Source organism: Streptomyces sp. NPDC031132 (genome assembly GCF_055570595.1).
In genome coordinates this window covers 23,624-36,736 of the sequence record NZ_JBVIGX010000019.1, presented here as the reverse complement: position 1 = coordinate 36,736, position 13,113 = coordinate 23,624, and the positions used below count along the sequence as shown (strand labels likewise).

General features: G+C 72.9%; 15 protein-coding genes. 10 read left to right on the top strand and 5 right to left on the bottom strand.

Features of this window, described 5'->3' with window-relative positions; translation table 11 throughout:
* Nucleotides 1-10 precede the first annotated feature (10 nt).
* Entirely contained in the window at nucleotides 11-682 is a 672-nt protein-coding gene (locus tag ACZ49B_RS25315; RefSeq protein WP_468309959.1) for an RNA polymerase sigma factor, read from the top strand.
* Nucleotides 679-1,191 carry a hypothetical protein gene (locus ACZ49B_RS25310; RefSeq protein WP_468309957.1) on the top strand — a complete coding sequence of 171 codons (513 nt, stop codon included), beginning with the start codon at nucleotides 679-681 and terminating at the stop codon, nucleotides 1,189-1,191. Before ACZ49B_RS25315 ends, ACZ49B_RS25310 begins: the two co-directional genes overlap by 4 nt.
* On the opposite strand, the gene ACZ49B_RS25305 is transcribed toward ACZ49B_RS25310, so the two are convergent.
* A complete protein-coding gene (locus ACZ49B_RS25305) occupies nucleotides 1,181-1,639 on the bottom strand; it encodes a MarR family winged helix-turn-helix transcriptional regulator (protein WP_468309954.1) in 459 nt (152 codons plus the stop codon). The two genes, ACZ49B_RS25310 and ACZ49B_RS25305, sit on opposite strands and share 11 nt — an antisense overlap.
* A 229-nt stretch (nucleotides 1,640-1,868) precedes the next feature.
* Here ACZ49B_RS25305 and ACZ49B_RS25300 point away from each other — a divergent pair, with 229 nt between their 5' ends.
* The 4 genes from ACZ49B_RS25300 (at nucleotide 1,869) to ACZ49B_RS25285 (ending at nucleotide 5,822) form a co-directional block, all read left to right on the top strand.
* Nucleotides 1,869-3,086 (top strand): MFS transporter, encoded by a 1,218-nt coding sequence (locus ACZ49B_RS25300; RefSeq protein WP_468309952.1) that lies wholly within the window; start codon nucleotides 1,869-1,871, stop codon nucleotides 3,084-3,086.
* 50 nt (nucleotides 3,087-3,136) lie between these two features.
* The gene (locus tag ACZ49B_RS25295; protein WP_468309949.1) at nucleotides 3,137-3,574 is read left to right on the top strand and encodes a GlcG/HbpS family heme-binding protein; all 438 of its coding nucleotides are present in this window, start codon (nucleotides 3,137-3,139) and stop codon (nucleotides 3,572-3,574) included.
* A gap of 88 nt (nucleotides 3,575-3,662) precedes the next feature.
* Nucleotides 3,663-5,330 (top strand): beta-N-acetylhexosaminidase, encoded by a 1,668-nt coding sequence (locus tag ACZ49B_RS25290; RefSeq protein ID WP_468309946.1) that lies wholly within the window; start codon nucleotides 3,663-3,665, stop codon nucleotides 5,328-5,330.
* Nucleotides 5,331-5,390: 60 nt separating this feature from the next.
* On the top strand, nucleotides 5,391-5,822 hold the full coding sequence (locus ACZ49B_RS25285) for a GNAT family N-acetyltransferase (RefSeq protein ID WP_468309944.1): 432 nt from the start codon (nucleotides 5,391-5,393) through the stop codon (nucleotides 5,820-5,822).
* A gap of 26 nt (nucleotides 5,823-5,848) precedes the next feature.
* Here ACZ49B_RS25285 and ACZ49B_RS25280 read toward each other — a convergent pair whose 3' ends face one another.
* Complete coding sequence (locus tag ACZ49B_RS25280; protein ID WP_468309941.1) at nucleotides 5,849-6,151, bottom strand: DUF3040 domain-containing protein; 303 nt, start codon at nucleotides 6,149-6,151, stop codon at nucleotides 5,849-5,851.
* 139 nt (nucleotides 6,152-6,290) lie between these two features.
* Complete coding sequence (locus ACZ49B_RS25275; RefSeq protein ID WP_468309939.1) at nucleotides 6,291-7,115, bottom strand: endonuclease I family protein; 825 nt, start codon at nucleotides 7,113-7,115, stop codon at nucleotides 6,291-6,293.
* A gap of 295 nt (nucleotides 7,116-7,410) precedes the next feature.
* On the opposite strand from ACZ49B_RS25275, the gene ACZ49B_RS25270 reads away from it, so the two are divergent.
* Nucleotides 7,411-8,391, top strand: a complete 981-nt coding sequence (locus ACZ49B_RS25270) for an SMP-30/gluconolactonase/LRE family protein (RefSeq protein ID WP_468309936.1) — start codon at nucleotides 7,411-7,413, stop codon at nucleotides 8,389-8,391.
* Here the strand turns inward: ACZ49B_RS25270 and ACZ49B_RS25265 are convergent.
* Nucleotides 8,375-9,190 carry a glutamate ABC transporter substrate-binding protein gene (locus ACZ49B_RS25265; protein WP_468309933.1) on the bottom strand — a complete coding sequence of 272 codons (816 nt, stop codon included), beginning with the start codon at nucleotides 9,188-9,190 and terminating at the stop codon, nucleotides 8,375-8,377. The two genes, ACZ49B_RS25270 and ACZ49B_RS25265, sit on opposite strands and share 17 nt — an antisense overlap.
* A 433-nt stretch (nucleotides 9,191-9,623) precedes the next feature.
* Here ACZ49B_RS25265 and ACZ49B_RS25260 point away from each other — a divergent pair, with 433 nt between their 5' ends.
* Nucleotides 9,624-10,181 carry a TerD family protein gene (locus tag ACZ49B_RS25260; protein WP_468309931.1) on the top strand — a complete coding sequence of 186 codons (558 nt, stop codon included), beginning with the start codon at nucleotides 9,624-9,626 and terminating at the stop codon, nucleotides 10,179-10,181.
* A gap of 214 nt (nucleotides 10,182-10,395) precedes the next feature.
* Here the strand turns inward: ACZ49B_RS25260 and ACZ49B_RS25255 are convergent, their stop codons facing one another.
* The gene (locus ACZ49B_RS25255) at nucleotides 10,396-11,028 is read right to left on the bottom strand and encodes a TetR/AcrR family transcriptional regulator (RefSeq protein ID WP_468309928.1); all 633 of its coding nucleotides are present in this window, start codon (nucleotides 11,026-11,028) and stop codon (nucleotides 10,396-10,398) included.
* Nucleotides 11,029-11,259: 231 nt separating this feature from the next.
* Here ACZ49B_RS25255 and ACZ49B_RS25250 point away from each other — a divergent pair, with 231 nt between their 5' ends.
* Nucleotides 11,260-12,180, top strand: a complete 921-nt coding sequence (locus ACZ49B_RS25250) for a phosphatase PAP2 family protein (protein ID WP_468309925.1) — start codon at nucleotides 11,260-11,262, stop codon at nucleotides 12,178-12,180.
* Nucleotides 12,177-13,094, top strand: coding sequence for a hypothetical protein (locus ACZ49B_RS25245; RefSeq protein ID WP_468309922.1), 918 nt, complete (start codon nucleotides 12,177-12,179; stop codon nucleotides 13,092-13,094). The genes ACZ49B_RS25250 and ACZ49B_RS25245 overlap by 4 nt, the downstream gene beginning before the upstream one ends.
* The last annotated feature ends 19 nt before the right edge of the window (nucleotides 13,095-13,113 follow it).

The following is a 13,113-nucleotide window of genomic DNA, read 5'->3' as shown; positions in this document are numbered from 1 at the left end:
CTCGGGAACTGTGCTCCACCTCGCCCCACCCGTACCGTCCGCACGCCCCCTCACGCTCGGCCTCGGCCGGGCGTGGCGGGGCTTGTGGTCGTTGCTGCTGCGCCGCGAGCGCGCCACCCCGCCGACGACGCAGCCGAACGGCCTGGGACACGGGCCCGGGTCGGCGTACGACGCCGCCCTGCGCGGGGATGCGCCGCAGCCCACCGTCTCCGAGCTCTACCACGCACACCGGCTGCGCATGGTCCGGCTGGCCGTGCTGCTCGTCGACGACCTGGCCACCGCCGAGGACGTGGTCCAGGACGCCTTCACGGCCCTGTACCGGCGCCACGGGGAACAGATCAGCGAGGTCGACAACGCACTCGGCTATCTGCGCACCGCCGTCGTCAACACCTCCCGGTCGGTGCTGCGCCGCAGACGCACGGCCCGCGCGTGGACCCCGCCCGCGGCGGCCGACATCCCGTCCGCGGAGGACCACGTCGTCCTCGACGAGGCGCACCGCGAGGTGCTCGCCGCCCTCGGCCGGCTGACCCCGCGCCGCCGGCAGGTCCTCGTACTGCGCTACTGGGCCGAGCTCAGCGAGGCCGAGATAGCGACCACCCTCGGGATCAGCCGGGGCGCGGTGAAGTCGAACGCGAGCCGCGCCCTGGACGCGCTGGAACGGATTCTGGAGGGACGGATATGACGCACGGCGAACGCCCCGTCGAACGCAGGCTGCGCCAGGCCCTCGACGCCCGCGCGGGCGGGATCACCGTCCGCGAGCTGCGCCCCGCGGATCCGCCGGGCCCCCATCTGCGCCGGCTGCCGGCCGCGCGGCTGCGGTCGAACCTGCGCCGGTTCGCGCTGCCGCTGGCCGGACTGGCCGCGGCTGCCGCCGCCGTGGCCGGGTACTTCGTACTGGCCCCGGACGCCGCCCCGCCCCGCCCGGTGCCGCCGGCCTCGCCGCCCGAGATCACCGGACCCGGGCCGACACCGGATTCCGGTACGGGAACCGGCAGTCCGCATCCGTCGGTGGTGCCGTCCCCTCCGCCGTCCAGGGCCCCCGGGACCCGCTCTGCGCAGGCGCCCGGGCCGACGCCGACCCCGTCGGGCGCGCGTTCCGCGGTCCCGCCGTCGAGGTCCCCGTCCGCCGTGCCCTCGTCCACGCCGGTGTCGTCCTCACCGCCGCCGAGCGCGGGGCCCTCTAAGAGCTAGACCGGGTGTTCTCCACGGCTGCGACCAGCGGGGCGAGTTCGGGCTTGCGTGCGGCCTCGTCCAGCGCCTCGCGCAGCGCCGTGTCGTTGGTCGGCCGGGCGGCGGCCAGCAGGGCCAGGCCGGCCTCGCTCACGTCCGTGTAGATGCCCCGCCGGTCCGTGTCGCAGAGGTAGCGGTTCAGCAGCCCGCGGTCCTCGAGCCGGCTGACCAGCCGGGTCGTCGCGCTCTGGCTGAGCACCACCGAGTCGGCCACCTGGTGCATCCGCAGGTGGCCGCCCGGGCCGCTGTGCTGGCGGCTCAGGACGTCCAGCAGCGAGTACTCGCGCACGCTCAGGCCGTGTCCGGCCTGCAGGGCACGCTCGATGTGCGCCTCGATCCGCCCGTGCAGCAGGGAGAGGGCGCACCAGCCCTGGGCGAGGCCGGTCAGTGCGCTGTCGGTGGCCGTCATGGGCTGCTCCTTCGAACCGTGTCCCTGGTGCCCGGTTTCCCCGTGTCCCCACAGGTGCCCTCCCAGGATAGGCCACGTCCGCAATAGCCCGCGCTTGCAAATATCCCGCGTCTGCAATTAATGTGGACGCACGTAAGCGGCGACGGCAAGTGCCGTCCGCGACTGCGCACGACACCACCGCACCACGCACCACCGCACCACCACCTCCCCCTTTGAAGGGCACCCCCTCATGCCTCTCGCACTCCTCGCCCTGGCCATCGGGGCCTTCGGGATCGGCACCACCGAATTCGTGATCATGGGCCTGCTCCCCGAGGTCGCCGCCGGCTACGGCGTCTCGATCCCCACCGCCGGCTTCCTGGTCACCGGATACGCCCTCGGCGTCGTCCTCGGCGCCCCGCTCATGACCGTCCTCGGCACCCGCATCCCCCGCAAGCGCATGCTGATGCTGCTCATGGGACTGTTCGTCGCCGGCAACGTGCTCTCCGCGCTCGCGCCCGCCTTCGGCGTCATGCTCGCCGGCCGTGTCGTCGCCTCCCTCGCCCACGGCGCCTTCTTCGGCATCGGCTCGGTGGTCGCCGCCGGACTGGTCGCCCCCGAGAAGAAGGCCGGCGCGATCGCCATGATGTTCACCGGCCTGACCGTGGCCAACGTCGTCGGCGTCCCGCTCGGCACCCTCGTCGGCCAGACCCTCGGCTGGCGCGTCACCTTCCTGATCGTCGCCGCGCTCGGCGTCCTCGGCCTGCTCGGCATCGCCAAGCTGGTCCCCGAGCTGCCCCGGCCCGAAGGCGTCCGGATCCGCCACGAGCTGGCCGCGTTCCGCAACGTGCAGGTGCTGCTCGCCATGGCGATGACCGTCCTCGGCTTCGGCGGCGTCTTCGCCGCGATCACCTACATCACTCCGATGATGACCAACGTCGCCGGCTTCGCCGACACCTCCGTGACCTGGCTCCTCGTCCTGTTCGGCCTCGGCATGGTCGCCGGCAACCTCATCGGCGGCCGGTTCGCCGACCGCGCGCTGATGCCGATGCTCTACGTCTCCCTGGGCGCCCTGGCCGTCGTCCTGGCCGTCTTCACCCTCACCGCCCACACCAAGATCGGCGCCGCCGCCACGATCGTGCTGATCGGGGCGCTGGGCTTCGCGACCGTGCCGCCGCTGCAGAAGCGGGTCCTCGACCAGGCCGCCGGCGCCCCCACCCTGGCCTCCGCCGTCAACATCGGCGCCTTCAACCTCGGCAACGCGCTCGCCGCCTGGCTCGGCGGGCTCGTCATCGCCGCCGGGCTCGGCTGGACCGCCCCGAACTGGGTCGGCGCCGCCCTGGCCGCCTCCGCCCTGGTCCTCGCCCTCGTCTCCGGCGCGCTGGAGCGGCGTACGGCCGCCCGCCCCGGCGGCGGCCGGGTCGTCGCGGCCGGAGCCCCCGCCGAAGCCCGCGTGCCCGTCCACCACTGACCCACGGCCACCCGTCGTACCCCTTGCACCACGATCCGGGAGAAACCCGCATGTCCAGCGCCACCGCCCCCGCCCGCACCGCCGTCGCCCCGCTGACCACCGGGGACGCCGAGCGCCTCCTCTCCGCCGCCCGCACCGCCGCCGAGCAGGCCGGGGTCACGGTCAGCGTCTCCGTCCTCGATGCCGGCGGCCACCTGCTCGCCTTCCGCCGCGACGACCGGGCCGTGCTGATCTCCGGCGAGACCAGCACCCGCAAGGCCTTCACCGCCCTCCAGCTCGACGCCCCGACCGCCGACCTCGTCGACGCCGTCCAGCCGGGCGGGCTGTTCCACACCCTGCCCACCGCCCTCGACCGGCCGCTGCTGTTCATCGCGGGCGGCCTGCCCGTCCACCGCGACGGCCGGCTCATCGGCGCCGTCGGCGTGGGCGGCGGCGCCCCCGCCCAGGACCACGCCTTCGCCTCGGCCGCCCTCGACGCGCTGGTCTGAGGCCCCCGCCCCGGCCTCCGGGTCGCGGGCCCCCGTCCCCCGTGCCACGTTGGTACGGGGGAACAGGGGTGCAGGGGTGCAGGGGTGCATGATGCGACAGTCCAGACAGGTCCGGTCCAGGCAGCCAGCGAGAGGCCACGTCATCGCTACGGCAGCGGTCGCCGCGCTGGTCTCCCTTGCCGTCCCCGGCTGCACGGCCGCCTCCGACGAGGCCCGCAGCCCCGGCGGCGCCGACACCACGGGCTCCTCCGCCGGTGCCGCCACCGCCGCCGCGCCGGACACCTCGGCGCCCGCCCCCTCGCCGACGCCCTCGTACGCGCTGTCCACCGCCCCGCGCACCATCCCGGCCGTACGCGAGCACGTCCCGGCCCGCGGCCCCGGCTGGAGACCGGCCGCCGACGCGCGGGTCGTCGTACCGCCGGCGAACGCCGCCGCCCTCGCCGACGAGGGCAAGCTGCTCGCCGGTGAACTGCGCATGGGCTTCGCCGAGACCGCAGACGCCCGCCCCGGCGACGTGGAACTCGCCCTCGGCGCCAAGAACTCCGGACCGCCCGAGTCCTACACCCTCACCGTCCAGGGCGGCCGGGTCCGCGTCACCGGCCCGGACGAGGCGGGGGTCTTCTACGGAACCCGCACCCTCAAACAGGAGGTCAAGTCCGCCGGATCGGCCCCCGAGGGCACCGTGCGCGACGGCCCGGCCAAGCCCCAGCGGGGCCTGAACCTCGACATAGCCCGCAAGAACTTCACCGTCGGCTGGATCGAGGACCAGCTGCGCCGGATGGCCGACCTCAAGCTCAACCAGCTCGGCCTGCACTTCTCCGACGACCAGGCCTTCCGGATCCAGTCCGACACCCACCCCGAGATCGTCTCCACGCCGCACCTCACCAAGGCCCAGGTCCGGCAGATCAACGCCCTCGCCGCCCGCCTGCACATCACGGTCGTGCCCGAGCTCGACTCGCCCGGGCACCTGGGCGCCGTGCTGCGCGCCTACCCCGCCCTCCAACTGCGCGACGTCCAGGGCAGGGCCGTGAAGGGCGCCGTCGACATATCCAATCCGGCCTCGGCCAAGCTCATCGACGAACTGCTCCGCGAGTACCTGCCGTTGTTCCCCGGCGCGTTCTGGCACCTGGGCGCCGACGAGTACCAGGCACTGGTGTACCGCGACCCGCAGGCCTCCTTCCCGCAGCTCGCGCGGGCGGCGCAGCAGAAGTACGGACCCTCGGCGCGCATCCAGGACCTGGCGGAGGGCTGGCTGAACGACCGTGCGGACGTGGTGCGTCCGGCGGGCAAGGCGCCCAAGGCGTGGAACGACGGCTTCTTCACCGGAGGCGTGGTCCAGGCGGCCAAGGACATCCAGGTCGAGTACTGGACGGGCAAGGAGCTCGGGGCCCGGCCCCCGCTGGAGTACCTGCGCGAGGGCCGCAAGCTCGTCAACCTCAACGACGAGTACCTCTACTACGTGCTCGGCCAGCCGAACCAGTTCACCTACCCCACCGGCAAGCGGATCTACGAGCAGTGGACCCCGCTCGTGCTGCGCGGCACCACCGCGGTGCCGGCCCGGTACGCGGCGCAGATACTCGGCGCCCGGCTCGCCGTGTGGTGCGACCTGGCCGGCGCCCAGACCCAGGCCCAGGTCGCCGAGGGGATCCGGCTGCCCCTGGCCGCGCTGTCCCAGAAGGTCTGGGACAGCCGCCCGCCGCAGCCCGCCTGGGCCGACTTCAAGGCCCTCGCGGACCGGCTCCAGCCTCCGGGGTGACCCCGCACGTCCGCTCATATTCGCTGGCCCGACCGCCGTACGCCTTGCTTGGATGCCGGGATGAACAGTGAGCTGCCGGACGGCTACGAGTTGTCCACCGACCCCGCCCGACTCGACGCCGCGCTGATCCACCGCTGGCTGTCACAGGACGCCTACTGGGCCCTCGGCCGGAGCAGGGAGAAGCAGGACGCGGCCATCGCGGGCTCCCTGAACTTCGGCGTCTACGACACCGCCTCGGGCGCCCAGCTCGGCTACGCCCGCGTCGTGACCGACCGGGCCACGTTCGCCTGGCTGTGCGACGTCTACATCGATCCCGCCGTACGCGGCAAGGGCCTGGGGACGGGCCTGGCCGCAGCCGTCCGCGACCACCTGGCCCCGTACGGTTTGCGCCGGGTGCTGCTCGCCACCGCCGATGCCCACGCCGTCTACGCCAAGGCGGGGTTCGCGCCCATGGCGCAGCCGGGGAAGTGGATGGTCTTCGGCGAGCAGTGAGCCGCCGGGCGGCGGGCGCCGGGCGTCTACGGGCGGCCCGTGCGCTGCCAGCGGCGCCGGACCCACTGGCCGAGCAGGGGCAGGGCCAGGATCACGGTCAGGGTCCAGGCCGCGGCGAAACCCCAGATCAACGGCAGTGAGACGGTGACCGAGGCCGCGACCAGCAGGGCCAGCGTCACCGCACCGAGAAGGCAGGCGGCCAGGGTGCGGTGACGCGGGCGTGTGTGCGCGGAGCGCAGGATCCGTACGAGGGAGCGGTCACCCTTGAGATCGGCCTCGATCGCGGAGAGGGCGCGCCGCTCGTGGTCGGACAGTCCGGCTCCGTCCATGACGACCTCCCTCGGCTGCCGTCGCCGGGCGGCGCGCACCGCAGCTTCTGACCTGCGAATACCCGACCTGGCGCGGCCCAACCCTCGCAGGCCGCCACCCCGCGGGGCGGCGGCCTCCGGGCCGTGGTTCAGGCTTCGGTCACCAGATGGAGTTGACCCACTCCGGGTGGTCGATGAACGGGTTCCGGTTGTGCTGGAAGGTGTCGAATATGACCTGGTTGCGGCGCTGCTCGAAGGCGTCCGGCGGGTCCTGCTGGTTCCACTGCTTCAGCAGGGTGATCCGGCCGAAGAGCGGGGCGGTGCCGTTGTTGACCTTGTCGTTCATCTCGAGGTCCGCGAAGCCGTCGCCGCCGTCGTAGCGGACGGCCATGTAGAGCAGCATGCGGGCGACGTCGCCCTTGACCGCGTCGCGCGGCTCGAAGGAGTCGGAGTCGGTGAAGCTGCCGGGGGCCTCCGCGACCGGGCTGCCGCCCTTGTCGAAGTCCTTGTTGCCGCGCGTGCTGTTGACCGTGACGTCCTCGGGGCGCAGGTGGTGCAGATCGGTGCCCGGGCCGGTGGCGGTGCCGAAGTCGCCGTGGCTCTTGGCCCAGACGTGCTCACGGTTCCAGTCGTTGACGCCGCCGCCGTTGGTGGACTTGGACTGGGAGCGGCCCGAGTACACGAGGATGACGTTGTTCGGGTTCGCCGGGTCCTGGTCGGTCACCTTCAGCGCGTTCCACACGCCGTCGTAGGTCACCTTGGACTGGTTCTTGATGATGTCGTGGAGCGCGGTCTTCAGCGCAGCTCCGGTCTTGCCCTCGGCGGCCGCGTAGTACGAGTCGACCGAAGTCGCGGTGGTGGTGGCGACCGCGTCGGCGTGGGGAGCCGCCGTCCGCTGGGGGCCGGCCGACGCAGTGGCCGGAATGAGGACCAGGGCCGCTACGGCGAGCCCGGCGACCCAGGGGGTTCGTGGGGAGATTCTCATGGTGTGGGGGATACCTCTTCGCAGGCACCGCCCCCGCCATGGCAGTTGGCGGGGCGTCAGGTGGCAGAGCAGAGGTTCACATTGTCATGTGCCTTACAGGTAAAATCCATGTGTCGGAAGGCTGGATTCTGCCCCTGGTGCCTGCTGTACGTGCCGGACGAAGGGGAGGCTCCCCATTCCCTTGTGAAGGGTCCGGGACCGGGGCTGACCGGGCGGTTGTGGTGTGCTGAGGTGGGAGGGTCAACCGACGCATTGCAACCACCGCTGTCCACAGGGCGGTTGAAAGGACACCACCGTGACTGGACCCTTGGGCCGGCGCAGCTTCCTCGGCGCGGCCGCAGCCCTCGGCGGTGCCGCGCTCGTGGGGCCGCTCGCACCGCTCGCCCAGGCCCGGCCCACCGCGTCCCGGCCGGACACCCTTCCCACGCCGCCCGGATTCCAGCCCGAGGGCATCGCCGTCTCGCCGGGCGGGCTCGCGTACACGGGGTCGCTGACCGACGGTGCGATCTACCGCGTGGACCTCGCCACCGGGGCCGGGCGGATCCTGACCGGAGGGCAGGGCCCCGGCGCGATGTCTGTCGGGCTCAAGCTGGACGGGCACGGCCGACTGCTCGTCGCGGGCGGTTCGGACGGCCGGATCCGCGTCGTGCACGCCGGGGACGGCCGGGTGCTGGCCACCCACCAGGCGGCCACCGGGAGCGCCTTCGTCAACGACGTCGTCGTCGGCTGCGGTGGGGCCTGGTTCACCGACTCCTTCAACGACGTGCTGTACTTCCTGCCCGTCGGCGTCGGCGTCGGCGTCGGCGTCGGCGTCGGCTCCGGCCAGGCCCCGCGGGCCGTGGCGCTCACCGGTGACTGGGTCCCGACCCCGCCCGGCGGCCAGGTCTGGGGCTCGAACGGCATCGAGCGGACCCCGGACGGCCGGGCGCTGCTGGTGGTCAACGACAACGCGCAGGCGCTGTTCCGCGTCGACCCGCGCACCGGCGCCGCCGCCAGGGTCCCGCTCGACGGGGGATCGGTGGCCAACGGCGACGGGCTCGTGGTGCACGGCCGCACGCTGTACGTCGTCCGCAACTGGGACTACGCCGTCGACGTGTTCACGCTCAGCGCGGACGGCCGCCGGGGCCGGTTCGTCAAGCAGATCACCGATCCGCGCTTCGACGAGCCGACGACGGCGGCGGTCCACGGCGGACGCCTCTACGTGGTGAACGCCGCCTTCGACTCCGACTGGTCGGATCCGGCCACCGCGTCGACGATCGTCAGCTGCCGGTCGTGATCACGGGGGCGGGCTCGTTCGTGTAGTTGGCCGGGCCGAAGTTCTTCTTCACGGCCGCCTCCCAGGACCCGTCCTGGACCATCTTCTTCAGGGCGGCGTTGATCTTGCCCTGGAGCTCCTTGTCGCCCTTCTTGATGCCGATGCCGTAGCTCTCGTTGCTCAGGCTGAGCCCGACCAGCTTGAACTTGCCCGTGTTGGCCTTCTGTGCGGCATACCCGGCCAGGATGGAGTTGTCGGTGGTCATGGCGTCGACCACGCCGTCCTGGAGCGCGATGACGCAGTCGGAGTAGCCGTCTTGCTCCAGGAGGCTCGCCTTGGGAGCCAGCTTCTCCTTGACGTTCTGCGCCGAGGTGGAGCCGGTGACCGAGCAGAGCTTCTTGTTGTTGAGGTCCTCGGCCTTGGTGATCGTGGTGTCGTCGGCGCGGACCAGCAGGTCCTGGTGCGCGAGGAAGTAGGGGCCGGCGAAGTCGACCTTCTCCTTGCGCTTGTCGTTGATCGAGTAGCTGGCCGCGACGAACTCGACCTCGTTGTACTGGAGCAGCAGCTCGCGGTCGGAGCTGTCGACCTTCTTGAACTCGATCTGCTCGGGCTTGTAGCCCAGCTCCTTGGCGATGTACGTCGAGACGTCCACGTCGAAACCGGAGAAGACCCCGCCCTGCTCGCGCAGCCCGACACCCGGCTGGTCGAACTTGATGCCGATGGAGAGGTTCCCCTTGGGGCCGTCGTCACCGCCGCACGCCGTGGCAGTCAGGGCGAGGCCGATCACTGCGGCCAAAGCACCGGCCTGGGGAACCTTCATGCTGCACTCTTTCCTCGGGTACGCGGGACGCGCTGGCGGGATCGCCGGCAGCGGGTGGAACCGCGGGTTCGTACGAAGCGTCAAGACGCGTGTACGAGGAAGCTAGGAAGACCGTGGGCGCGGTGTCACTGGAATTGAGCAAAACTTGAGGTAACGATCCGGCGTGACGGGCGTTTCTACGGTGCATTGTGCTTCGAACGGGACAAATGCGGCCTGGTGTGCGCGTCGGTCGGAGTGGATCGGTCGCTGAGAGTGACGGTGGCGATCGGGGTGGATGTGCCGCGGTCGCGGGCGTGGCCGCAGATCGTGCGCGTCGTGTCCGGGCCCCTGGGGAATCGGCCCAACTGGCCGGGAACGTACGCTCGTCCGGGCCGGCGGGGCCGCGGCGTGAAAGCATGGCCGGGCAACGCCCGGCAAGCGGAGGGGGAGTTCGGTGAGCACGTCGACGACGAGCGGAGTACGCAAGAGCCTGGCCAAGGTGGAGATCGCCCTGCGGTGGGATCCGAGCCCCTCGGGCACGCCCGCCCACGACCTGGACATCATCGCGGCGGTGTACGGCGCTGCGGACCCCCATGGGGAGCCGGTTCACCTGGTGCACTTCGGCAGCCGTTCGCCCGACGGCACCATCACGCTGAACCGCGACAGCCACACCGGTCAGGGCTTCGGGTTCGACGAGGTCATGACCCTCGAACTGAACCGGATGGCACCGGCGTTGGGGCGGGTGGTGGTGGGCGTGGTCATCCAGGAGACCGGCCCGCGCGGCGCCCGTACGAAGACCTTCGCGGCCATAGGCGGTACGGGGGTCCGGATCCGGGAGGGCTACACCGATCTCGCGGTGACCGATTTCGCGGGGGTCCCGGCCGCCACCGCGGCCACGGTCGCGGAGTTCACGCGCGACGCCTCGGGGGTCTGGTCGCTGGACTCCGCCGTACGGGGCTTCGACGCCGATCCGGAGGAGTTCGCCCGGGTCATGGGCGCGCTGCGGTCCTGACGCACGGCGTGGGCCTCAGGCCTCGGCCTGAGGCTTTGACGTGGGCTTTGACGTGGGCTTCGGCGTGAGGCTTGACGTGGGGCCGCGCAGACCGGGCGGTGGTCACTCCCTCGAGTGAGTGACCACCGCCCCGTCCGGGTGGCGCGCTGCCGCCGTCCCCACGAGGCAGCGCGGGCGGATCGCCGTCAGGTCATCGCGACGGCGGCCCACCGGTTCAGGGGGCCGGAGCCCGGTTCTCGTCCGGGACGGGGATCGGGGCCAGGCCCAGTGCGGGCAACAGGGCCCCGTCGACGAACCGCACCAGGTAGTCGGCGTCTGCGTACCGCCCCTCCAGCACCGGCCGGATCCGCAGCACGCCCATCAGCTGGGCCGGCAGGAACTCCAGGGCCGGGTGGTCCGCCGCGACCTCGCCACGCGCCACGGCCCGCGCCACCATCGCGTCGAACGCGGTCAGCTCCGGTTCGACCAGCGCCTCGCGCAGAGCCGCCTGCAGCTCCTCGTCGCTGAGCACGGCATGCCCGAGGGCCTGGGTGAGGCGGGTGTCGCGCCCCGAGTTGCCGGCCGCGATCCGGGCCGCCTCGCGCAGATCGCCGGCGAGCGTGCCGGTGTCCACCGCGACCAGCGTGCCCTGCCGGTTCGCGCGCAGGGCGGCCGCGACGAGCTTGGGCTTGGTCTTCCACTGCCGGTAGAGCGTCGACTTCCCGCAGCAGGCCCGGGCGGCGACGCCCTCCATGGTCAGGGCCTCGTACCCGTGCTCGCGCAGCTGCTCCAGGACGGCGTCGTAGAACTCCTGCACCCGCTCCGGGGTGATCTTGGAGCGGCGCGCGGCGGGCGGCGTCAACGTCATGGTGAGCGGCTCTCCTCGGGGCTCCGCGGCGGTTGGTTCCGTAGGGAAAGTGTACGGGAACGCAAGCGTATCGGTACACCAGCGTATCGATACGCGAATGTATCGATACACTGGCGTGTCGATGTGCACGCGGCCGGCTCCGGTCGCCGTACACCGGCGAACCCAGCGCGTGACCATCCGCACCATCCGCGTTCAAGCGGCGCGCGAGTACAGGAAGAGAGAGTTGGGGGAATGAGCTCCCACACGACACCTGGCGGGCCGGCCGACGGCCCGGCAACCGGGCAGCGGCGACGCCTCATACGTGAGCTGTTGCTCGTCGCGGGCCTGTTCGCCGTCTACAAGGCGGGCCGGATGCTCTCCACGGACCGCACCGACGAGGCCTTCCGCAACGCCGGCCGGATCTGGGACGCCGAGCGCGCCCTGCACCTGCCCGGCGAGGGCGCGATCCAGCGGCTGCTCCTCCACGGGGACGCCCTCGTGCACACCGCGAACACGTACTACGCGGCCGTGCACTTCCCGGCGACCGCCGTCTTCCTCGTCTGGCTGTACCTGCGCAGACCCGGCCACTACCTGTGGGCCCGGCGCGTACTCGCCGTCCTGACCGGCGCCGCCCTCGCGCTGCACCTCGCCTTCCCGCTCGCACCGCCGCGGATGCTCCACGCCGCGCACCTGGTGGACACCGGCCTGGTCTACGGGCCCTCCGTCTACCGGGCCGCGCCCGCCGCCGACACGATGGCCAACCAGTTCGCCGCGATGCCCTCGCTGCACTTCGGGTGGGCGCTGATGCTGGCGCTCGGCATGATCGCCGCCACCCGGTCCCGCTGGCGCGTGCTGTGGCTGCTGCACCCGCTGCTGACGCTGCTCGTGGTCGTCGGCACCGCCAACCACTACTGGCTCGACGCGATCGTCGCCACCGTGCTGCTCGGCGGGGCGCTGCTGGTCGTCCCGCGCCCGCAGGTGCGTACCGGCTCGCTGCCCGTCGTACGGCACCTGCCGCGCCCGCGGAACGCCGCGGGGGCGGACGGGACGTCCCAGGAGGCCTCGGCCGAGGTCGTGGGGGGTTCCGAGATGGCCGCGGCGGGCTCCGAGGTCGTGGGGGCCGGCTCCCAGGTCGTGGGGGCCGGTTCCGAGGTCGTGGGGGTCGGCCGATGAACGCCACCGTCCTCGCCGTCGCGCTCTGCCTCGCCTCCGCCGTGGCCTACGCCTCCGCCGCCGTGGCCCAGGAGCGGCTCGCCCGGGCCGCGGTCGCGCGCAGTGCCGGTGCCCTGTTCGGGAACGGGGCCTGGTGGTGGTCGGCCGGGCTGAACGCCGGCGCCGCGCTGCTGCACGCGGCCGCCCTGCGCTACGGCCCGCTCACCCTGGTCCAGCCGCTCGGTGCGCTCACCCTCGTCGCCGCCGTCCCGCTCGGGGCCCGCGGAGCCGGCCGCCGGGTCGCGGCCACCGAATGGCGGGGCACCCTGGCCACCGTCGTCGGGCTCGGCCTGCTGCTGCTCCCGGCCTCCGGACCGGCCCCCGACGACACCCTCACCCTGGCCGAGGCGCTCGCCGTGTCCGGGGCGACCGCCTTCGCGATCGTGCTGCTGACCGCACGCCGGGACGTGAGCTCGGGGCTGCGGCACGCGACGGCATCCGGGCTGGCCTCCGCCGTGGCCTCCGCCCTGACGCAGACGGTGGCCGTCGCGGGCGGCCGCGGCGGGGCCCTGCTCAGCGTGCGGGTCGTCTCCGTGGCCGCGCTCGTCGTGGTGTTCGCGGTCGGCGGGATGCTGCTGTCGCAGCGGGCCTACCGGGGCGGGCTCGGGGCGCCGCTCGCCGTCGTGAACCTGGCCAACCCGCTGGCCGCGGCCGCCATCGGCATGGTCCTGCTCGGCGAACGCCTCCAGGGCGGCGCCTTGGGGCTCCTGTTCGCCACGGCCGGCGCGCTCGCGGCGGCGCGCGGAGTACTGCTGCTGACGCGTACGGCCCCGAGCGCGGCGCCCGCCCCCGCATCCGCCCCCGCACCCGCCCCCGCGCCTTCACCCGTACCGGCACCGGCCGCCGCCGTGGCGGTCACGCGCGTGCCGGCATGACGGGTACGGAAGGACCCGC

Excerpts from the sequence above, each read along its gene's own strand:
- ACZ49B_RS25310 (WP_468309957.1), top strand. The coding sequence starts at position 679 with ATGACGCACGGCGAACGCCCCGTCGAACGCAGGCTGCGCCAGGCCCTC.
- ACZ49B_RS25305 (WP_468309954.1), bottom strand. The coding sequence starts at position 1,639 with ATGACGGCCACCGACAGCGCACTGACCGGCCTCGCCCAGGGCTGGTGC.
- ACZ49B_RS25300 (WP_468309952.1), top strand. The coding sequence starts at position 1,869 with ATGCCTCTCGCACTCCTCGCCCTGGCCATCGGGGCCTTCGGGATCGGC.
- ACZ49B_RS25295 (WP_468309949.1), top strand. The coding sequence starts at position 3,137 with ATGTCCAGCGCCACCGCCCCCGCCCGCACCGCCGTCGCCCCGCTGACC.
- ACZ49B_RS25290 (WP_468309946.1), top strand. The coding sequence starts at position 3,663 with ATGATGCGACAGTCCAGACAGGTCCGGTCCAGGCAGCCAGCGAGAGGC.
- ACZ49B_RS25285 (WP_468309944.1), top strand. The coding sequence starts at position 5,391 with ATGAACAGTGAGCTGCCGGACGGCTACGAGTTGTCCACCGACCCCGCC.
- ACZ49B_RS25280 (WP_468309941.1), bottom strand. The coding sequence starts at position 6,151 with ATGGACGGAGCCGGACTGTCCGACCACGAGCGGCGCGCCCTCTCCGCG.
- ACZ49B_RS25275 (WP_468309939.1), bottom strand. The coding sequence starts at position 7,115 with ATGAGAATCTCCCCACGAACCCCCTGGGTCGCCGGGCTCGCCGTAGCG.
- ACZ49B_RS25265 (WP_468309933.1), bottom strand. The coding sequence starts at position 9,190 with ATGAAGGTTCCCCAGGCCGGTGCTTTGGCCGCAGTGATCGGCCTCGCC.
- ACZ49B_RS25255 (WP_468309928.1), bottom strand. The coding sequence starts at position 11,028 with ATGACGTTGACGCCGCCCGCCGCGCGCCGCTCCAAGATCACCCCGGAG.
- ACZ49B_RS25250 (WP_468309925.1), top strand. The coding sequence starts at position 11,260 with ATGAGCTCCCACACGACACCTGGCGGGCCGGCCGACGGCCCGGCAACC.
- ACZ49B_RS25245 (WP_468309922.1), top strand. The coding sequence starts at position 12,177 with ATGAACGCCACCGTCCTCGCCGTCGCGCTCTGCCTCGCCTCCGCCGTG.